The organism is Cronobacter dublinensis subsp. dublinensis LMG 23823, from assembly GCF_001277235.1.
In the GTDB taxonomy this organism is placed as follows: Bacteria; Pseudomonadota; Gammaproteobacteria; order Enterobacterales; family Enterobacteriaceae; genus Cronobacter; species Cronobacter dublinensis.
This window is the reverse complement of the sequence record NZ_CP012266.1, coordinates 4,387,365-4,402,155: the sequence shown is the minus strand read 5'-3', so window position 1 is coordinate 4,402,155 and position 14,791 is coordinate 4,387,365. Positions and strand designations below refer to the sequence as shown.

Here is a 14,791-nt window from a genome sequence, read left to right as displayed (position 1 = left end):
AGGGTTATTCTTGCGCTGCGTCGTCTTCGGTCATCGGCGCCAGGTCGTTAAACCAGCTGTCCAGCTTGCCGCGCAGTTTATCCACGCCCATTTTCTTCAGTGACGAAAACGCTTCTACCTGCACGTCGCCGTTAAAGGCGATCGCCGCTTCCCGCACCATATTCAGCTGCGCTTTACGCGCCCCGCTCGCCAGCTTGTCGGCTTTGGTCAGCAGCACCAGCACGGGAATATTGCTATCCACCGCCCACTCGATCATCTGCTGATCGAGATCTTTAAGCGGATGACGGATATCCATCAGCACCACCAGGCCTTTCAGGCACAGGCGTTTTTCCAGGTATTCTCCCAGCGCGCGCTGCCATTTGCGCTTCATCTCTTCCGGTACTTCGGCATAGCCATAGCCGGGCAAATCCACCAGACGCTTGCCGTCGGCCACTTCAAACAGGTTGATAAGCTGCGTGCGTCCCGGCGTTTTACTGGTGCGCGCCAGGCTTTTCTGGTTGGTGAGCGTATTCAGGGCGCTCGATTTCCCGGCGTTGGAGCGGCCAGCGAAAGCCACTTCGATGCCCGTGTCGGCAGGAAGATGGCGAATATCCGGCGCGCTGGTTACAAAGTGCGTCTGTTGATAGTTCAACTGAGTCAAAACGGTCGTCTCCGTCAGGATAAGCGTAAGCAATAGCCGCGATTATACCTGAACAGGGCTAAAAGGCTGTTGTTCTCTCCGCTGGCTTACAAAACGCCGGCGAGACGTGTGAGAGATCCGCCCGTTAAACGTTGAGACTTTGCCAGCATAAAAAAATGACCGTTAAGTTTTACTTAAGTAAAAACAGCAGGTTAGACTTACAGAAATGTCCTAAAGTGGACATTTAAGGCCGTGAATGGCTTGAGCCCGCCGTTCAGGCTGGTAAAGTAGGCGTCACGGACAACGGAGTGTCGCAACGGATAATAACTCAGGATGAGGTGTCTGGAGCGTCAGGGTGACGAAGCACACAGCATACCAGGACGGTAAACGTCGGAGACGTTAACAAGGATAAGGAACACGACACGGAGCGTTGTCGGCTGAAGGAAAAACAGGGTTAGTTGTAAGCGCACCAGGATGGTGGATACCGGTGACCGGTTAAAAAGTCAGGAAAAAAGGCGACAGGTTTACCTGTCGCCTTTTTTCTTTACTTGCTTTCTGCTAGATTCCGCCGCAATTCTATACTGTTTAAAACGGCCCAAGACGAAAAATTATGAAGCAACCCTCTTCCTCTGTGCGTGGCAAAGGCCCCGCTAAAGCTAAAACTCGCCGTAAAACGCGTGAAGAATTAAATCAGGAAGCCCGCGACCGTAAGCGCGATAAAAAGCACCGCGGCCATGCGGCGGGCAGCCGCGCGACAGGCGCCAGCGCATCCGGGAAATCCTCCGGTCAGTCAAAACAGAACGATCCGCGCGTCGGCAGCAAAAAACCGATTCCGCTTGGGGTCAGCGACGCTCAGGACACCAGGCCTCAGAAGCACCAACAACCTAAAAGTGAGAAACCTATGTTGTCACCGCAGGAAGAGCTGGACATGCTGGAGAACGATGAGCGCCTGGATGCGCTGCTGGAGCGCCTGGAAAACGGCGAAACCCTGAGTGCTGACGATCAGGCGTGGGTGGATTCCCGTCTCGATCGTATTGATGAACTGATGCAGCAGCTCGGCCTCTCTTACGACGATGATGAAGAAGAGGAAGAGCAGCAGGAAGATATGATGCGTCTCCTCAAGGGCGGCAACTAACCCTTCCGATGGGCCCCACCGTCCTGCTTATACTCCTTCCGATAGTATGTTATCTGGTGTGGTTATTCGTTAAACTACACCGGCTGTCGCGGCGCCAGAAGTGGCTGCGCAGCCGGCTTGTCACCCGCCCGGCGGGTGGGCCAGTTCGCCGAACGCGTCGGCGAAACCGTCGGAAGGAGTGAGCATGTCTGAGCAGGTGATTGACTGGGATCTGGCCCTTATCCAGAAATATAACTATTCCGGGCCGCGCTATACCTCGTATCCCACCGCGCTGGAGTTCTCTGAGGATTTTGGCGAGCAGGCGTTTGCCGACGCGGTCGCGCGCTATCCTGACAGGCCGCTCTCGCTTTACGTTCATATCCCTTTCTGCCACAAGCTGTGCTACTTCTGCGGCTGCAATAAAATTGTCACCCGTCAGCAGCATAAAGCCGATCAGTATCTCGACGTACTGGAGCAGGAGATAATTCACCGCGCGCCGCTTTTTGCCGGGCGTCGCGTCAGTCAGCTGCACTGGGGCGGCGGTACGCCGACCTATCTGAGCAAGGCGCAGATCAGCCGTTTGATGGGCCTACTGCGCGCGAATTTCCACTTTAACGACGACGCTGAAATCTCCATTGAAGTCGACCCGCGCGAAATTGAGCTCGACGTGCTGGACCACCTCCATGCCGAAGGCTTCCGCCGTCTCAGCATGGGCGTGCAGGATTTCAACAAAGAAGTGCAGCGGCTGGTTAACCGCGAGCAGGATGAAGACTTCATCTTCGCGCTCATTCAGCGCGCGCGCGAGGTCGGCTTCACGTCAGCCAATATCGATTTAATCTACGGCCTGCCAAAGCAGACGCCGGAAAGCTTCGCCTTTACGCTGCAACGCGTGGCGGAACTCAACCCGGACCGCCTGAGCGTCTTTAACTACGCGCATCTGCCGACGCTGTTCGCCGCCCAGCGCAAAATCAAAGAGGCCGATCTGCCGTCGGCGCAGCAGAAGCTCGACATCCTTCAGCAGACCATCCAGTCGCTGACCCAGGCGGGTTATCAGTTTATCGGCATGGATCACTTCGCAAAGCCCGATGACGAGCTCGCTATCGCCCAGCGCGATGGCGTACTGCACCGTAACTTCCAGGGCTACACCACGCAGGGCGATACTGATCTGCTGGGGTTAGGCGTGTCGGCCATCAGCATGATCGGCGACTGCTACGCGCAGAACCAGAAAGAGCTTAAGCGTTACTATCAGGCGGTAGACGAGCAGGGCAACGCGCTGTGGCGCGGGCTTGCATTGACGTGCGACGACTGCATCCGCCGCGACGTCATTAAAGCGCTGATCTGTAATTTCCGGCTCGATTTCGCCGCGATCGAAAAGGCGTGGGGTTTGCGTTTTAACGACTACTTCGCAGAAGATCTGCAACTGCTGGCGCCGCTTGCGAAAGACGGGCTGGTGGAGGTTAACGATGGCGGGATTCGTGTCACGGCGAAGGGGCGGCTGCTGATCCGCAACGTCTGTATGTGCTTTGACGTTTATCTGCGCCGCAAAGCGCGGCTGCAACAGTTCTCACGCGTGATATAAAAAAAGCGGGCATCACGCCCGCTTTTTTTAACTAAAGAAGTTAACCAGCGCTGCGCACAGCAGGGCGGCAATCGCCGTCTGGGGCGTATGACCCGCGGCGGCGCCAGCTTCCGCGCTCTGCGTAGCGATATGGATCAGTGATTCCAGCATAACAACTCTCCCCCATAAACGCGCCCGATCATACTCAAGCCTGGCGGACAGTAAAGTATAAAATTAGAGCAATTTGTACGCGACAACGCTTTTTTATACATTACGCCAGATTACTCCATGCCGAGCTCTTTGAGCTTGCGCGTCAGGGTGTTGCGGCCCCAGCCCAGCAGGCGCGCGGCTTCCTGTTTATGCCCCTGCGTATGACGCAGCGCCGTGGTCAAAAGCGTGCGCTCCATCTCCGGCTGCGCTTCGGACAACAGGTTTTGATGACCGGAACGCAGCGCCCGGTCGGCCCACTGCGCCAGCAACGTCGCCCAGCTCTCCGGCAGGGTTTGCGATGGCGCGTCCGGCACGCTGGTCTCAAACAGCTCGGCGGGCAAGTCCTGAATCAATACTTCCTGGCCTGCGGCCATCACCGTCAGCCAGCGGCAGGTGTTTTCCAGCTGACGCACGTTGCCGGGCCACGCGAGGCGCGTCAACGCGGCTTCGGTTTCCGGATGCAGCAGTTTGGCTTCCACGCCCAGCTCGCGCGCCGCCACCTGCAGGAAATGACGCGCCAGGCGCGGAATATCCTCGCGGCGCTCGCGCAGCGGCGGCAGATGCACGCGGATAACGTTCAGGCGATGGAATAGATCCTCGCGGAATTTCCCCTCCTGTACGCGCAGCTCCAGATTCTGGTGCGTCGCTGCGATAATGCGCACGTCCACTTTGACCGGCGCATAGCCGCCGACGCGGTAAAACTGACCGTCCGCCAGTACGCGCAGCAGGCGGGTTTGCACGTCGAGCGGCATATCGCCTATCTCATCGAGAAACAGCGTGCCGCCGTCGGCCTGTTCGAAACGGCCCTGGCGAATCTGGTTGGCGCCGGTGAACGCGCCTTTTTCATGGCCGAACAGCTCCGATTCGATAAGGTCTTTGGGAATGGCCGCCATATTCAGCGCGATAAACGGCGCTTTGACGCGCGGGCTGTGGCGGTGCAGCGCGTGCGCCACCAGCTCTTTACCGGTGCCCGACTCGCCGTTAATCAACACGCTGATGGAGGAGCGCGAGAGACGCCCGATAATGCGAAACACATCCTGCATCGCCGGCGCTTCGCCGATGATATCGGTGGTCGGGCCGAATACCTGCGCGCTGCGCGGCTGTTGCTGCTCCTGATAATGGCTAATGGCGCGCTCGACGAGCGCCACCGCCTCGTCGATATCAAACGGCTTCGGCAGATAATCAAACGCGCCCTGCTGATAGGCGCTGACCGCGGCGTCGAGATCCGAATGCGCGGTCATAATGATGACCGGAAGCATCGGGTGGCGCTGTTTAATCTGTTTGAGCAGCGTCAGGCCGTCCATGCCCGGCATACGGATATCCGACAGCAGCACGTCCGGGGTTTTGGTGCTCAGCGCGTCCAGCACCTCGTTACCGCTTTCAAAGGTGGTGCAGCTTAAGCCTGCTCCGGTGAGCGCGCGCTCAAGCACCCAGCGAATGGAGCTATCGTCATCGACGATCCAGACAATCCCTCGTTGCATAATCACCTCTATTTCCGAATGGGCAGGAAAACCGAAAATTCGGTATGGCCTGGCCAACTGTTAAATTCGATTTTTCCCGAATGCTGATCGATTAGGTTGCGGGCGATGGAAAGCCCCAGCCCGGTGCCGCCTTCGCGGCCGCTGACCATCGGGTAAAACAGCGTATCCTGCAGGTGCGCCGGAATGCCCGGCCCGTTGTCTTCCACGTCGATGCGCGCCGCCAGGCGGTAACGCACGCCGTGCAGCGTCAGCTGAAACGCGGTACGGGTACGCAGGGTGATTTCGCCACCTTCGTCGCCCAGCGCCTGAAGGGCGTTACGCACGATATTCAGCAGCACCTGCTCTATCTGATCAGGATCATGGGTAAATTCCGGCAGGCTTGGGTCGTAGTCGCGTACCAGCGTGACGTTCTCCGGCAGCTCCATCGACACCAGCTTCACCACGCGCTCGGCGACTTTATGAATGCTCTCGGTGACGTGCATGCCCGGCTGCTGCGGCCCTAACAGACGGTCCACCAGGTTACGCAGGCGGTCGGCCTGTTCGATAATCACTTTCGTGTATTCGGTCAGCGACGGGTCGGGCAACGCGCGGGCGAGCAGCTGCGCTGCGCCGCGCAGGCCGCCAAGCGGGTTTTTGATTTCATGCGCCAGCCCGCGCACCAGATCGCGCGCCGCGACCTGCTGGGCATGCTGAAGTTGTTCCTGGCTTAAACGTCGCTGATTGTCCATCGGGGCCATTTCCAGCAGGATCAGGCCATCCGGCAGACGTTGCGCCGTCAGGGAAAGAATGTGCGAGCGACCATCGATGACCAGCGTCACTTCGTTATCCGTAAACCCCTGGCCCGCGTTCAGGCTTTCCTGCATCAGGCTGATATTCAGGGAAAAATAACTCAGAAGCTCTGGTAACGGCGTGCCATAAAGCTTACGTGAACTTTGCGCGAGCAGTTGCTGCGCCGCCGGGTTGGCGTAATGCACCGCCAGGTCGTCATCGACCAGCAGAATGCTATTGATTAATGCGTTAAGGATCTGCCCAGCATCGGGCAGCGTGCCTGTTGCCATCCAGCAGTCCCCCAGGTTTTTGCACCATTTTAGTGCATTATAGCGTTTTAACGATGAAAAAGGCGTTAAAACCGGTTTCGGGTGGTGAAAAAAGCCCATCCGAAGATGGGCTAAAGTTTCCACGGCAACAAAAAAACAGTGACGGATTTCACGCAGTGGCGACAACCTGAAATCCGTTGGCTATCAACTTCAAAAAAGCATTACACGCTGTAGTACAGTTCGAACTCTACCGGGTGCGGCGTCATGCGAACGCGGTCGTTCTCTTCGATACGCAGCGCGATGTAAGCGTCGATGGCGTCGTCGGTGAATACGCCGCCTGCGGTCAGGAACTCGCGGTCCTGATCCAGCGCCTGCAGGGCTTCTTCCAGAGAGCCAGCAACCTGCGGGATCTCTTTCGCTTCTTCCGGCGGCAGGTCATACAGGTTTTTGTCCATCGCTTCGCCCGGGTGGATCTTGTTCTTGATACCGTCAAGACCAGCCATCAGCAGGGCCGCGAAGCACAGGTACGGGTTAGCGGCCGGGTCCGGGAAGCGCACTTCGATACGACGCGCTTTCGGAGAGGCGACAACCGGGATACGGATAGACGCAGAGCGGTTACGCGCGGAGTAAGCCAGCATCACCGGCGCTTCGTAGCCCGGGACCAGACGCTTGTAGGAGTTGGTGGTCGGGTTGGACAGCGCGTTGATGGCTTTCGCGTGTTTGATAACGCCGCCGATGTAATACAGCGCCTGCTCAGACAGACCAGCATATTTGTCGCCGGAGAACAGGTTGGTGCCGCCTTTAGACAGGGACATGTGGCAGTGCATGCCAGAGCCGTTATCGCCAAACATCGGTTTCGGCATGAAGGTCGCGGTTTTGCCGAAGCGGTGCGCGACGTTATGCACGACATATTTGTAGATCTGAATTTCGTCCGCTTTTTTGGTCATGGTGTTGAAGCGGGTGGCCACTTCGTTCTGACCTGCGGTAGCAACTTCGTGGTGGTGAGCTTCAACCACCAGGCCCATCTCTTCCATGGTCAGACACATCACGGAACGGATGTCCTGAGAAGAGTCAACCGGCGGAACCGGGAAGTAACCGCCTTTCACGCCCGGACGGTGGCCTTTGTTGCCGCCTTCATATTTGGTGGAGGAGTTCCACGCGCCTTCGATGTCGTCAATCGCGACATGGGAGCCGGAGATGGAGCTGCCAAAGCGGATGTCGTCAAACAGGAAGAACTCAGGTTCCGGCCCGAACAGCACGGTGTCGGCGATGCCGGTGGAGCGCAGGTACTCTTCCGCACGTTTGGCGATGGAACGCGGGTCGCGATCGTAGCCCTGCATGGTGCCCGGCTCAAGGATATCGCAACGAATAATCAGGGTCGGTTCTTCGTAGAACGGGTCAATGACAGCGGTGGAGGCGTCCGGCATCAGCACCATGTCAGATTCATTGATGCCTTTCCAGCCACCGATGGAGGAACCATCGAACATTTTACCTTCTTCAAAGAAGTCGGCGTTCACCTGGTGGGCTGGGATGGTGACGTGCTGTTCTTTACCTTTCGTGTCAGTGAAGCGCAGATCCACAAACTTCACTTCATGTTCATTCAGCATCGTCAGAACGTGTTCAGCGGACATACTTAACTCTCCCGGATTTGTCATTGTCGTCGTGGTAACGAGGTATTCAGTACTTATTAAAATTGGCGTCGCCGCCCTGAAATCTTTAAAGCGAAATCTGTGCCAACTTTCAAATCCCCCTAAAAAGGCGCTATGATGCGCGTCATAGTGCAAAAGGGCTGCACCAGAATGGACAGATTGCACCAATATAGTGCCTGTGTGTAAAAAACAAGCACTGTGTTGGTGCAATTTACGTTTAATAGCCCTTTTACCGCTGCGTGAAAAGGATCACAAAGCCTGGCGACAATACTTGTTTGCGTCAGATGATTGTGATCCTGTTTAGTCCTTCGATTAATACGTGTACAATAACGCGCTATTTCTAATGCCTGAGGCAAAGTTGTGATCGAAAAATTGCGTAACATCGCCATCATTGCGCACGTTGACCATGGTAAAACGACCCTGGTTGACAAGCTGCTGCAGCAATCCGGTACGTTCGACGAACGTGCTGAAACTCAAGAGCGCGTGATGGACTCCAACGATTTGGAGAAAGAGCGTGGGATTACCATCCTCGCGAAAAACACCGCGATCAAATGGAATGATTACCGTATCAACATCGTTGATACCCCTGGGCACGCCGACTTCGGTGGTGAAGTTGAACGTGTCATGTCCATGGTTGATTCCGTGCTGCTGGTGGTTGATGCTTTTGACGGCCCGATGCCGCAGACGCGCTTCGTGACCAAGAAAGCATTTGCCCATGGCCTGAAACCTATCGTGGTTATCAACAAAGTTGACCGTCCGGGCGCGCGTCCTGACTGGGTTGTGGATCAGGTGTTCGACCTATTCGTGAACCTCGACGCGACCGACGAGCAGCTGGACTTCCCTATCGTTTACGCGTCTGCGCTGAACGGTATCGCGGGTCTGGATCACTCTGACATGGCGGAAGACATGACCCCGCTGTACCAGGCGATTGTCGACCATGTACCGGCACCGGACGTCGACCTCGACGGCCCGCTGCAGATGCAGATCTCCCAGCTGGACTACAACAACTACGTTGGCGTCATCGGTATCGGTCGCATCAAACGCGGTAAAGTGAAGCCGAACCAGCAGGTCACTATCATTGATAGCGAAGGCAAAACCCGTAACGGTAAAGTCGGTAAAGTGCTGGGCCACCTCGGTCTGGAGCGTATCGATACCGATCTGGCGGAAGCAGGCGATATTATTGCTATCACCGGTCTTGGCGAGCTGAACATCTCCGACACAATCTGCGACCCGCAGAATGTCGAAGCGCTGCCGGCGCTGTCCGTTGACGAGCCGACCGTTTCTATGTACTTCAACGTCAACACCTCGCCGTTCTGCGGTAAAGAAGGTAAATACGTTACCTCTCGTCAGATCCTTGACCGTCTGAACAAAGAGCTGGTGCACAACGTTGCGCTGCGCGTTGAAGAGACCGAGGACGCTGATGCGTTCCGCGTTTCTGGCCGTGGTGAACTGCACCTGTCTGTTCTTATCGAGAACATGCGTCGTGAAGGTTTCGAACTGGCGGTTTCCCGTCCGAAAGTTATCTTCCGCGAAATCGACGGCCGTAAACAAGAGCCGTTCGAAAACGTGACGCTGGACGTTGAAGAGCAGCACCAGGGTTCTGTGATGCAGGCGCTGGGCGAGCGTAAAGGCGACCTGAAAAACATGAATCCGGACGGCAAAGGCCGCGTACGTCTCGACTACGTGATCCCAAGCCGTGGCCTGATTGGCTTCCGTTCCGAGTTCATGACCATGACTTCCGGTACCGGCCTGCTGTACTCCACCTTCAGCCACTACGACGATATCCGTCCGGGCGAAGTGGGCCAGCGTAACAACGGCGTACTGATCTCTAACGGTCAGGGTAAAGCGGTTGCGTTCGCGCTGTTCGGTCTGCAGGATCGCGGCAAGCTGTTCCTGGGTCACGGTGCCGAAGTCTATGAAGGCCAGATCATCGGTATTCACAGCCGCTCTAACGACCTGACGGTTAACTGCCTGACCGGTAAGAAACTGACCAACATGCGTGCGTCCGGTACGGACGAAGCGACGGTTCTGGTTCCGCCTATCAAGATGACCCTGGAGCAGGCGCTCGAGTTCATCGATGACGACGAACTGGTTGAAGTTACCCCGCTGTCCGTACGTATTCGTAAACGTCACCTGACGGAAAACGATCGTAAACGTGCCATGCGCGGTGCGAAAGAAGAGTAATACGGTGCATCCGTAAGCCGGGTCAGCGTTCGCGCCGCCCGGCATGACTTAAAAGCTGCTGAGAGATCAGCGGCTTTTTTTATGGCTGCGCGCGCATACTCTTTATAAAACAGTTACTCATGAAGTCATGATGCCCGACGGCAGCACTGACTGTCTGCCGCACGGCGACGGCGAAACCGACCGCTGATTTCCGTCTGCAACGCGCGGGCGATGCAAAAGCCGCGCGTTCGCACATAGTCAAAGTTCTCCTTTCTCGCTACAGTTAACTTTCCATGGCCCAAAAGGAGAGAGAGTCATGCTGTATATCTTTGATTTAGGTAATGTCATTGTCGATATCGACTTTAACCGCGTGCTGGGCGTCTGGAGTGATTTCAGCCGCGTGCCGCTGGCGAACCTGCGGCAAAGTTTCTCCATGGGCGAGCCTTTTCATCAGCACGAGCGCGGCGAACTGAGCGACGAGGATTTCGCGAAGGCATTATGTGAAGAGATGGCCTTGCCGTTGAGCTTCGAGCAGTTTTCTGCCGGCTGGCAGGCGGTGTTCGTCGGGCTACGCCCGGAAGTCATTACCCTCATGCAGCAGTTGCGCGAGCAGGGGCATCGAGTGGTGGTGCTCTCTAATACCAACCGGCTGCATACGACCTATTGGCCGGAAGAATACCCGGAAGTACAGGCCGCCGCCGACGCGATTTATCTCTCCCAGGAGATGGGCATGCGTAAGCCAGAGCCGGAAATCTACCAAAAAGTGCTGGAGCAGGAAGGCTTCAGCGCCCGCGACGCTGTGTTCTTCGATGATAACGAAGCGAATATCGACGGCGCGCGTAAAGTGGGCATCACCAGCATTCTGGTGACCGACCGTAAAACCGTACCGAACTATTTCGCGAACCCGGCATGTTAAGATCCGTTCATCAAAAAGCGGCTCGCCGTACCGGGCCGCTGATCGCCTGGCTTAAGCTGCTGTGGAGTCGGATCGACGAAGATAATATGACGACGCTCGCCGGTAACCTGGCGTATGTGTCGCTGCTTTCGCTCGTGCCGTTTGTAGCAGTAATTTTCGCGCTGTTCGCCGCATTTCCGATGTTTTCTGATGTCAGCATTCAGCTGCGCCATTTCGTGTTTGCGAATTTCATGCCTGCCACAGGCGATATCATTCAGCGCTATATCGAGCAATTTGTTGCTAATTCCAGCAAGATGACGGCTGTCGGCGCGCTTGGGCTGATTGTGACCTCGCTGCTGCTGATGTATGCCATCGACAGCGCGCTTAATACCATCTGGCGTAGCACGCGCAAACGCCCGAAGGTCTACTCCTTCGCCGTGTACTGGATGATTTTGACCCTCGGTCCGCTGCTGGCGGGCGCGAGTCTGGTGATCAGCTCCTATTTGCTGTCGCTGCGCTGGGCGAGCGGCTTTACGACGATGATCGACGAAGTACTACGTATTTTTCCGCTGCTGCTGTCGTGGCTGTCGTTCTGGCTGCTTTACAGCGTGGTGCCGACAACGCGCGTGCCGGGCCGCGACGCGCTGGCAGGCTCACTGGTGGCGGCACTGCTGTTCGAGCTTGGCAAAAAAGGTTTCGCGCTGTACATCACCATGTTCCCTTCTTATCAGCTGATTTACGGCGTGCTGGCGGTGATCCCCATCCTGTTTCTCTGGGTCTACTGGACCTGGTGCATCGTCTTGCTTGGCGCGGAAATTACTGTCACTCTCGGGGATTACCGCCAATTACGACAAGCCGCCAGAGAAGAAGCTGAACCAGTATGATTGCATTAATTCAACGCGTGACCCACGCCAGCGTGCGCGTGGGGGAAGAGGTGACGGGTGAAATCGGGCCAGGACTTTTAGTTCTGCTGGGTGTCGAAAAAGAAGACGACGAGCAGAAAGCGAACCGACTGTGCGAGCGCGTGCTGGGTTATCGCATCTTCAGCGACGAGCAGGGCAAAATGAACCTGAACGTGCAGCAGGCGGGCGGCAGCGTGCTGGTGGTGTCGCAATTTACGCTGCCTGCGGATACTGAAAAAGGCCTGCGCCCGAGCTTTTCGCGCGGCGCGCCGCCTGAGCAGGCTGAAGCCCTTTACGACTATTTCGTCAGCCGCTGCCGGGCGACGGGCATCAAAACGCAAACCGGGCGTTTCGCCGCCGATATGCAGGTCTCGCTGACTAATGACGGTCCTGTGACCTTCTGGTTGCAGATATGAACCAGATGCCCTCATGGCCGCGGACAACAAGAGAGAGTACCGCTATGTATCACCTTCGTGTACCTGAAACAGAAGAAGAACTTGAGCGTTACTACCAGTTCCGCTGGGAGATGCTGCGTAAACCGCTGCATCAGCCGAAAGGCTCCGAGCGCGACGCTTACGATGCGCTGGCCCATCATCAGATGGTGGTGGATGAAGAGGGTAACCCGGTCGCCATCGGGCGGCTCTATATCAACGCCGATAACGAAGGCTCGATCCGCTTTATGGCTGTCGACCCGGCCGTGCAGGAGAAAGGCCTCGGCACGCTGGTGGCGATGACGCTGGAGTCGGTCGCGCGCCAGGAAGGCGTGAAGCGCGTCGTCTGCAGCGCGCGCGAGGACGCGGTGGAGTTTTTCGCCAAGCTCGGTTTTGTAAACGAGGGCGAGATAACCACGCCGCAAACTACCCCGCTGCGCCACTTTTTGATGATTAAACCGATAGCCTCGCTGGATGACATTCTGCACCGTGCCGACTGGTGCGCCCAGCTGCAACAGGCGTGGTATCAGCATATTCCGCTCAGCGAGAAGATGGGCGTGCGTATTTTGCAATATACCGGGCAGAAATTTATCACCACGATGCCGGAGACCGGCAACCAGAATCCGCACCATACGCTGTTCGCCGGCAGCCTGTTTTCGCTGGCGACGCTGACCGGATGGGGGCTTATCTGGCTGATGCTGCGTGAGCGCCACCTCGGCGGCACGATTATTCTGGCCGATGCGCATATTCGTTATAGCCGACCGATCACCGGGAAGCCGGGCGCCGTCGCCGATTTAGGCTCGTTAAGCGGCGATCTGGACCGTCTCGCGCGGGGCCGTAAGGCACGCGTCCAGTTGCAGGTGGAGCTGTCGGGCGATGATACCCCCGGCGCGGTGTTTGAAGGAATTTACATTGTATTGCCCGCAAAACCCTTCGGGCCGCTGGAAGAGGGCGGTAACGAGGAGGAGTAGGTTGCGGTGGCGATTTTGTAGGGCAGGTAAGCAAAGCGCCACCTGCCGCTGCTCTGGTGGGTGTTTAAGCCCCCGGTACGACACCGTTCTGCATGGTCTGCTGCACCTGCTGGCCGTTAGTGCCGGTCGCCTGCAATTGGCCGCTAACACTCGGCCGTAGCGGCGCGTCGGCGGCCAGGCTGCCGCTCGCGGTGAGCTGAATATTGCCGTCGCCCTCCAGCGGCACCTGCGGCCATCCCCATTGATGCAATACGTTTACCGGCACCGCGCGGCCATTGAGGCTTAGCGTCGTCATGCGCTGCGGCAGTTGAGAAATCGTCGCGGTGGCCTGCAACATTCCCTGGCCTGCAAAGGCGCTCAGCTCGCTAATCGCAATGGTGGATGGATTCGCGTTCAGCGTCAGCGACGGACGGCGCACGTCGACGCGGTTAAACGTCGCGGCGGCGGCGTTCAGCGTGGCGTTGCCGCCCCAGATCCCCCATTCGCCGTTGCGCGCCAGCTGGAGATTATTGCCCCAGGCGTCCAGCGCGGTGAGCTGAAACGGCCACTGCGGATCGATATCGATAATCAGATTGCGGCTCGCGGAAAGCTTTTTCACCGTCACGCTTTGCAGCCACGCGGGCAAGGTCTCCTGCCAGTGTTTTTTCCAGTCGGCGGGCAGCGTGTACTCCAGCCCGGCCAGCGCCAGTTCGTCGAGCGTCAGCGCGTTACCTTCGCGCTGCCAGCTGCCAGACGTCCTCACCATGCCGCCTTCCCAGCGTGAACTAAACTGGCGCAGCGCGACACCCTGCGCGGAAAGATCGGCGTTAACGATAGGGTCGAGAAAATGCAGTGAGCCGTAAACCACTTCGCTGGCGTTCATCGACACGCGGCCGTCGTCGCTCTGCCAGCTGCCGTTGGCAAGCGTCAGATTACGCAGGCTGATATCCAGATCGGTCGCCGCCCAGCCGGGCCCTTCGAGCCGCGCGTCAGTGACGTCAATGCGCCCGAGCGCCAGCGAAGGCAATGTCGTCAGCGGTTTTAAGAAATCGCTGACCGTTTTATCGGTTTGCAGCCGGATGTCACTTAAGCGCAGCGTGTCCACTACCCAGCCGCCATTGGCCAGACGGCGGGCGTTGCCTGTGAGCGCGCCGCGGGCAATATCAGCGCCGAGGTTGGTAATGGTCACTTCATTATGATTGATTTCGCCCTGTACCAGCACGTTGCTGGCGGGCATACCGTTGAGCGTCAGAGAGCCTGCGCTCAGCGCGATATCCGCTTTGCTGCCAAGAATTTTCCCGGCCTCCGGCAGCCACGGGCTGATACCGCCATTGACGCGCTGTGCGCTCAGGTCCCAGCCGGTTTGCGGACTGTTAAACGCCATATCGCTCAGCTGGAGGCGGTCGGCGCGAAAGGGCAGCGGCGCGGTGGATGGCGATAAATTGATCGTGCCTTTGTAGAGCAAAATGGTATCGCCGTGCATCGGCTCGGTGATCTGACGGCTGCTCAGGCCAATATCGACCTTTTGCGCCACCAGCGTGGCGGGCTGGCCGCGACGCCCGAACGTGACGTTTTTCAGCACCAGATGCGAAGGCGCGGAGAAGCGGTGGTCCATTTCATCAAAGGTGATGTGATAGCCGCTGTGCTGGTTCACCCAGCCGGTGAGCCAGCCTGCGCCCCAGCGCGTCTGCAACAGCGCATACAGGGCGAGCAGAATCAGCAGAACGGCAACAAGCAGCGCAATGATGAGCTTTCCGAGAAATTTCATTGTCTTCCATCCTG

13 protein-coding genes are annotated in these 14,791 nt (G+C 57.4%); 7 read left to right on the top strand and 6 right to left on the bottom strand.

The window, feature by feature from the left end:
- Window positions 1–4 precede the first annotated feature (4 nt).
- Window positions 5–640, bottom strand: a complete 636-nt coding sequence (gene yihA, locus AFK67_RS20415; RefSeq protein WP_007729487.1) for a ribosome biogenesis GTP-binding protein YihA/YsxC — start codon at window positions 638–640, stop codon at window positions 5–7.
- Window positions 641–1,229: 589 nt separating this feature from the next.
- Here yihA and yihI point away from each other — a divergent pair.
- Both yihI and hemN read left to right on the top strand, forming a co-directional pair.
- A complete protein-coding gene (yihI, locus tag AFK67_RS20410; protein ID WP_007729491.1) occupies window positions 1,230–1,754 on the top strand; it encodes a Der GTPase-activating protein YihI in 525 nt (174 codons plus the stop codon).
- Between the two features lie 184 nt (window positions 1,755–1,938).
- Window positions 1,939–3,312: an oxygen-independent coproporphyrinogen III oxidase gene (hemN, locus tag AFK67_RS20405; protein ID WP_007729492.1), complete on the top strand. Its 1,374-nt coding sequence runs from the start codon at window positions 1,939–1,941 to the stop codon at window positions 3,310–3,312.
- A 27-nt stretch (window positions 3,313–3,339) separates the two neighbouring features.
- On the opposite strand, the gene AFK67_RS23010 is transcribed toward hemN, so the two are convergent.
- The 4 genes from AFK67_RS23010 to glnA form a co-directional block, all read right to left on the bottom strand.
- Window positions 3,340–3,462, bottom strand: coding sequence for a YshB family small membrane protein (locus AFK67_RS23010; RefSeq protein WP_004387688.1), 123 nt, complete (start codon window positions 3,460–3,462; stop codon window positions 3,340–3,342).
- Between the two features lie 110 nt (window positions 3,463–3,572).
- Window positions 3,573–4,982 (bottom strand): nitrogen regulation protein NR(I), encoded by a 1,410-nt coding sequence (gene glnG / locus AFK67_RS20400; RefSeq protein ID WP_007729495.1) that lies wholly within the window; start codon window positions 4,980–4,982, stop codon window positions 3,573–3,575.
- A gap of 8 nt (window positions 4,983–4,990) precedes the next feature.
- Window positions 4,991–6,040 carry a nitrogen regulation protein NR(II) gene (gene glnL / locus AFK67_RS20395; RefSeq protein ID WP_032967559.1) on the bottom strand — a complete coding sequence of 350 codons (1,050 nt, stop codon included), beginning with the start codon at window positions 6,038–6,040 and terminating at the stop codon, window positions 4,991–4,993.
- 200 nt (window positions 6,041–6,240) lie between these two features.
- Window positions 6,241–7,650 (bottom strand): glutamate--ammonia ligase, encoded by a 1,410-nt coding sequence (gene glnA, locus AFK67_RS20390; protein ID WP_007729499.1) that lies wholly within the window; start codon window positions 7,648–7,650, stop codon window positions 6,241–6,243.
- Between the two features lie 378 nt (window positions 7,651–8,028).
- Between glnA and typA the strand changes: the two genes are divergently transcribed.
- From typA to fabY, 5 genes are all read left to right on the top strand, one after another.
- A complete protein-coding gene (typA, locus tag AFK67_RS20385) occupies window positions 8,029–9,852 on the top strand; it encodes a ribosome-dependent GTPase TypA (RefSeq protein ID WP_007729500.1) in 1,824 nt (607 codons plus the stop codon).
- Window positions 9,853–10,147: 295 nt separating this feature from the next.
- Complete coding sequence (gene yihX, locus AFK67_RS20380; protein ID WP_007729502.1) at window positions 10,148–10,747, top strand: glucose-1-phosphatase; 600 nt, start codon at window positions 10,148–10,150, stop codon at window positions 10,745–10,747.
- Window positions 10,741–11,610: a virulence factor BrkB family protein gene (locus AFK67_RS20375; protein WP_007729503.1), complete on the top strand. Its 870-nt coding sequence runs from the start codon at window positions 10,741–10,743 to the stop codon at window positions 11,608–11,610. The genes yihX and AFK67_RS20375 overlap by 7 nt, the downstream gene beginning before the upstream one ends.
- Window positions 11,607–12,044 carry a D-aminoacyl-tRNA deacylase gene (dtd, locus tag AFK67_RS20370; RefSeq protein WP_007729506.1) on the top strand — a complete coding sequence of 146 codons (438 nt, stop codon included), beginning with the start codon at window positions 11,607–11,609 and terminating at the stop codon, window positions 12,042–12,044. The genes AFK67_RS20375 and dtd overlap by 4 nt, the downstream gene beginning before the upstream one ends.
- A 44-nt stretch (window positions 12,045–12,088) precedes the next feature.
- A complete protein-coding gene (gene fabY / locus AFK67_RS20365; protein WP_007729510.1) occupies window positions 12,089–13,030 on the top strand; it encodes a fatty acid biosynthesis protein FabY in 942 nt (313 codons plus the stop codon).
- A gap of 64 nt (window positions 13,031–13,094) precedes the next feature.
- Here the strand turns inward: fabY and AFK67_RS20360 are convergent, their stop codons facing one another.
- Window positions 13,095–14,777 (bottom strand): AsmA family protein, encoded by a 1,683-nt coding sequence (locus AFK67_RS20360; RefSeq protein ID WP_007729511.1) that lies wholly within the window; start codon window positions 14,775–14,777, stop codon window positions 13,095–13,097.
- Between the last annotated feature and the right edge of the window lie 14 nt (window positions 14,778–14,791).

What these genes read in the sequence shown, in the direction of transcription:
- yihI (WP_007729491.1), top strand. Translation starts at nt 1,230, where the DNA reads ATGAAGCAACCCTCTTCCTCTGTGCGTGGCAAAGGCCCCGCTAAAGCT.
- hemN (WP_007729492.1), top strand. Translation starts at nt 1,939, where the DNA reads ATGTCTGAGCAGGTGATTGACTGGGATCTGGCCCTTATCCAGAAATAT.
- AFK67_RS23010 (WP_004387688.1), bottom strand. Translation starts at nt 3,462, where the DNA reads ATGCTGGAATCACTGATCCATATCGCTACGCAGAGCGCGGAAGCTGGC.
- glnG (WP_007729495.1), bottom strand. Translation starts at nt 4,982, where the DNA reads ATGCAACGAGGGATTGTCTGGATCGTCGATGACGATAGCTCCATTCGC.
- glnL (WP_032967559.1), bottom strand. Translation starts at nt 6,040, where the DNA reads ATGGCAACAGGCACGCTGCCCGATGCTGGGCAGATCCTTAACGCATTA.
- glnA (WP_007729499.1), bottom strand. Translation starts at nt 7,650, where the DNA reads ATGTCCGCTGAACACGTTCTGACGATGCTGAATGAACATGAAGTGAAG.
- yihX (WP_007729502.1), top strand. Translation starts at nt 10,148, where the DNA reads ATGCTGTATATCTTTGATTTAGGTAATGTCATTGTCGATATCGACTTT.
- AFK67_RS20375 (WP_007729503.1), top strand. Translation starts at nt 10,741, where the DNA reads ATGTTAAGATCCGTTCATCAAAAAGCGGCTCGCCGTACCGGGCCGCTG.
- dtd (WP_007729506.1), top strand. Translation starts at nt 11,607, where the DNA reads ATGATTGCATTAATTCAACGCGTGACCCACGCCAGCGTGCGCGTGGGG.
- fabY (WP_007729510.1), top strand. Translation starts at nt 12,089, where the DNA reads ATGTATCACCTTCGTGTACCTGAAACAGAAGAAGAACTTGAGCGTTAC.
- AFK67_RS20360 (WP_007729511.1), bottom strand. Translation starts at nt 14,777, where the DNA reads ATGAAATTTCTCGGAAAGCTCATCATTGCGCTGCTTGTTGCCGTTCTG.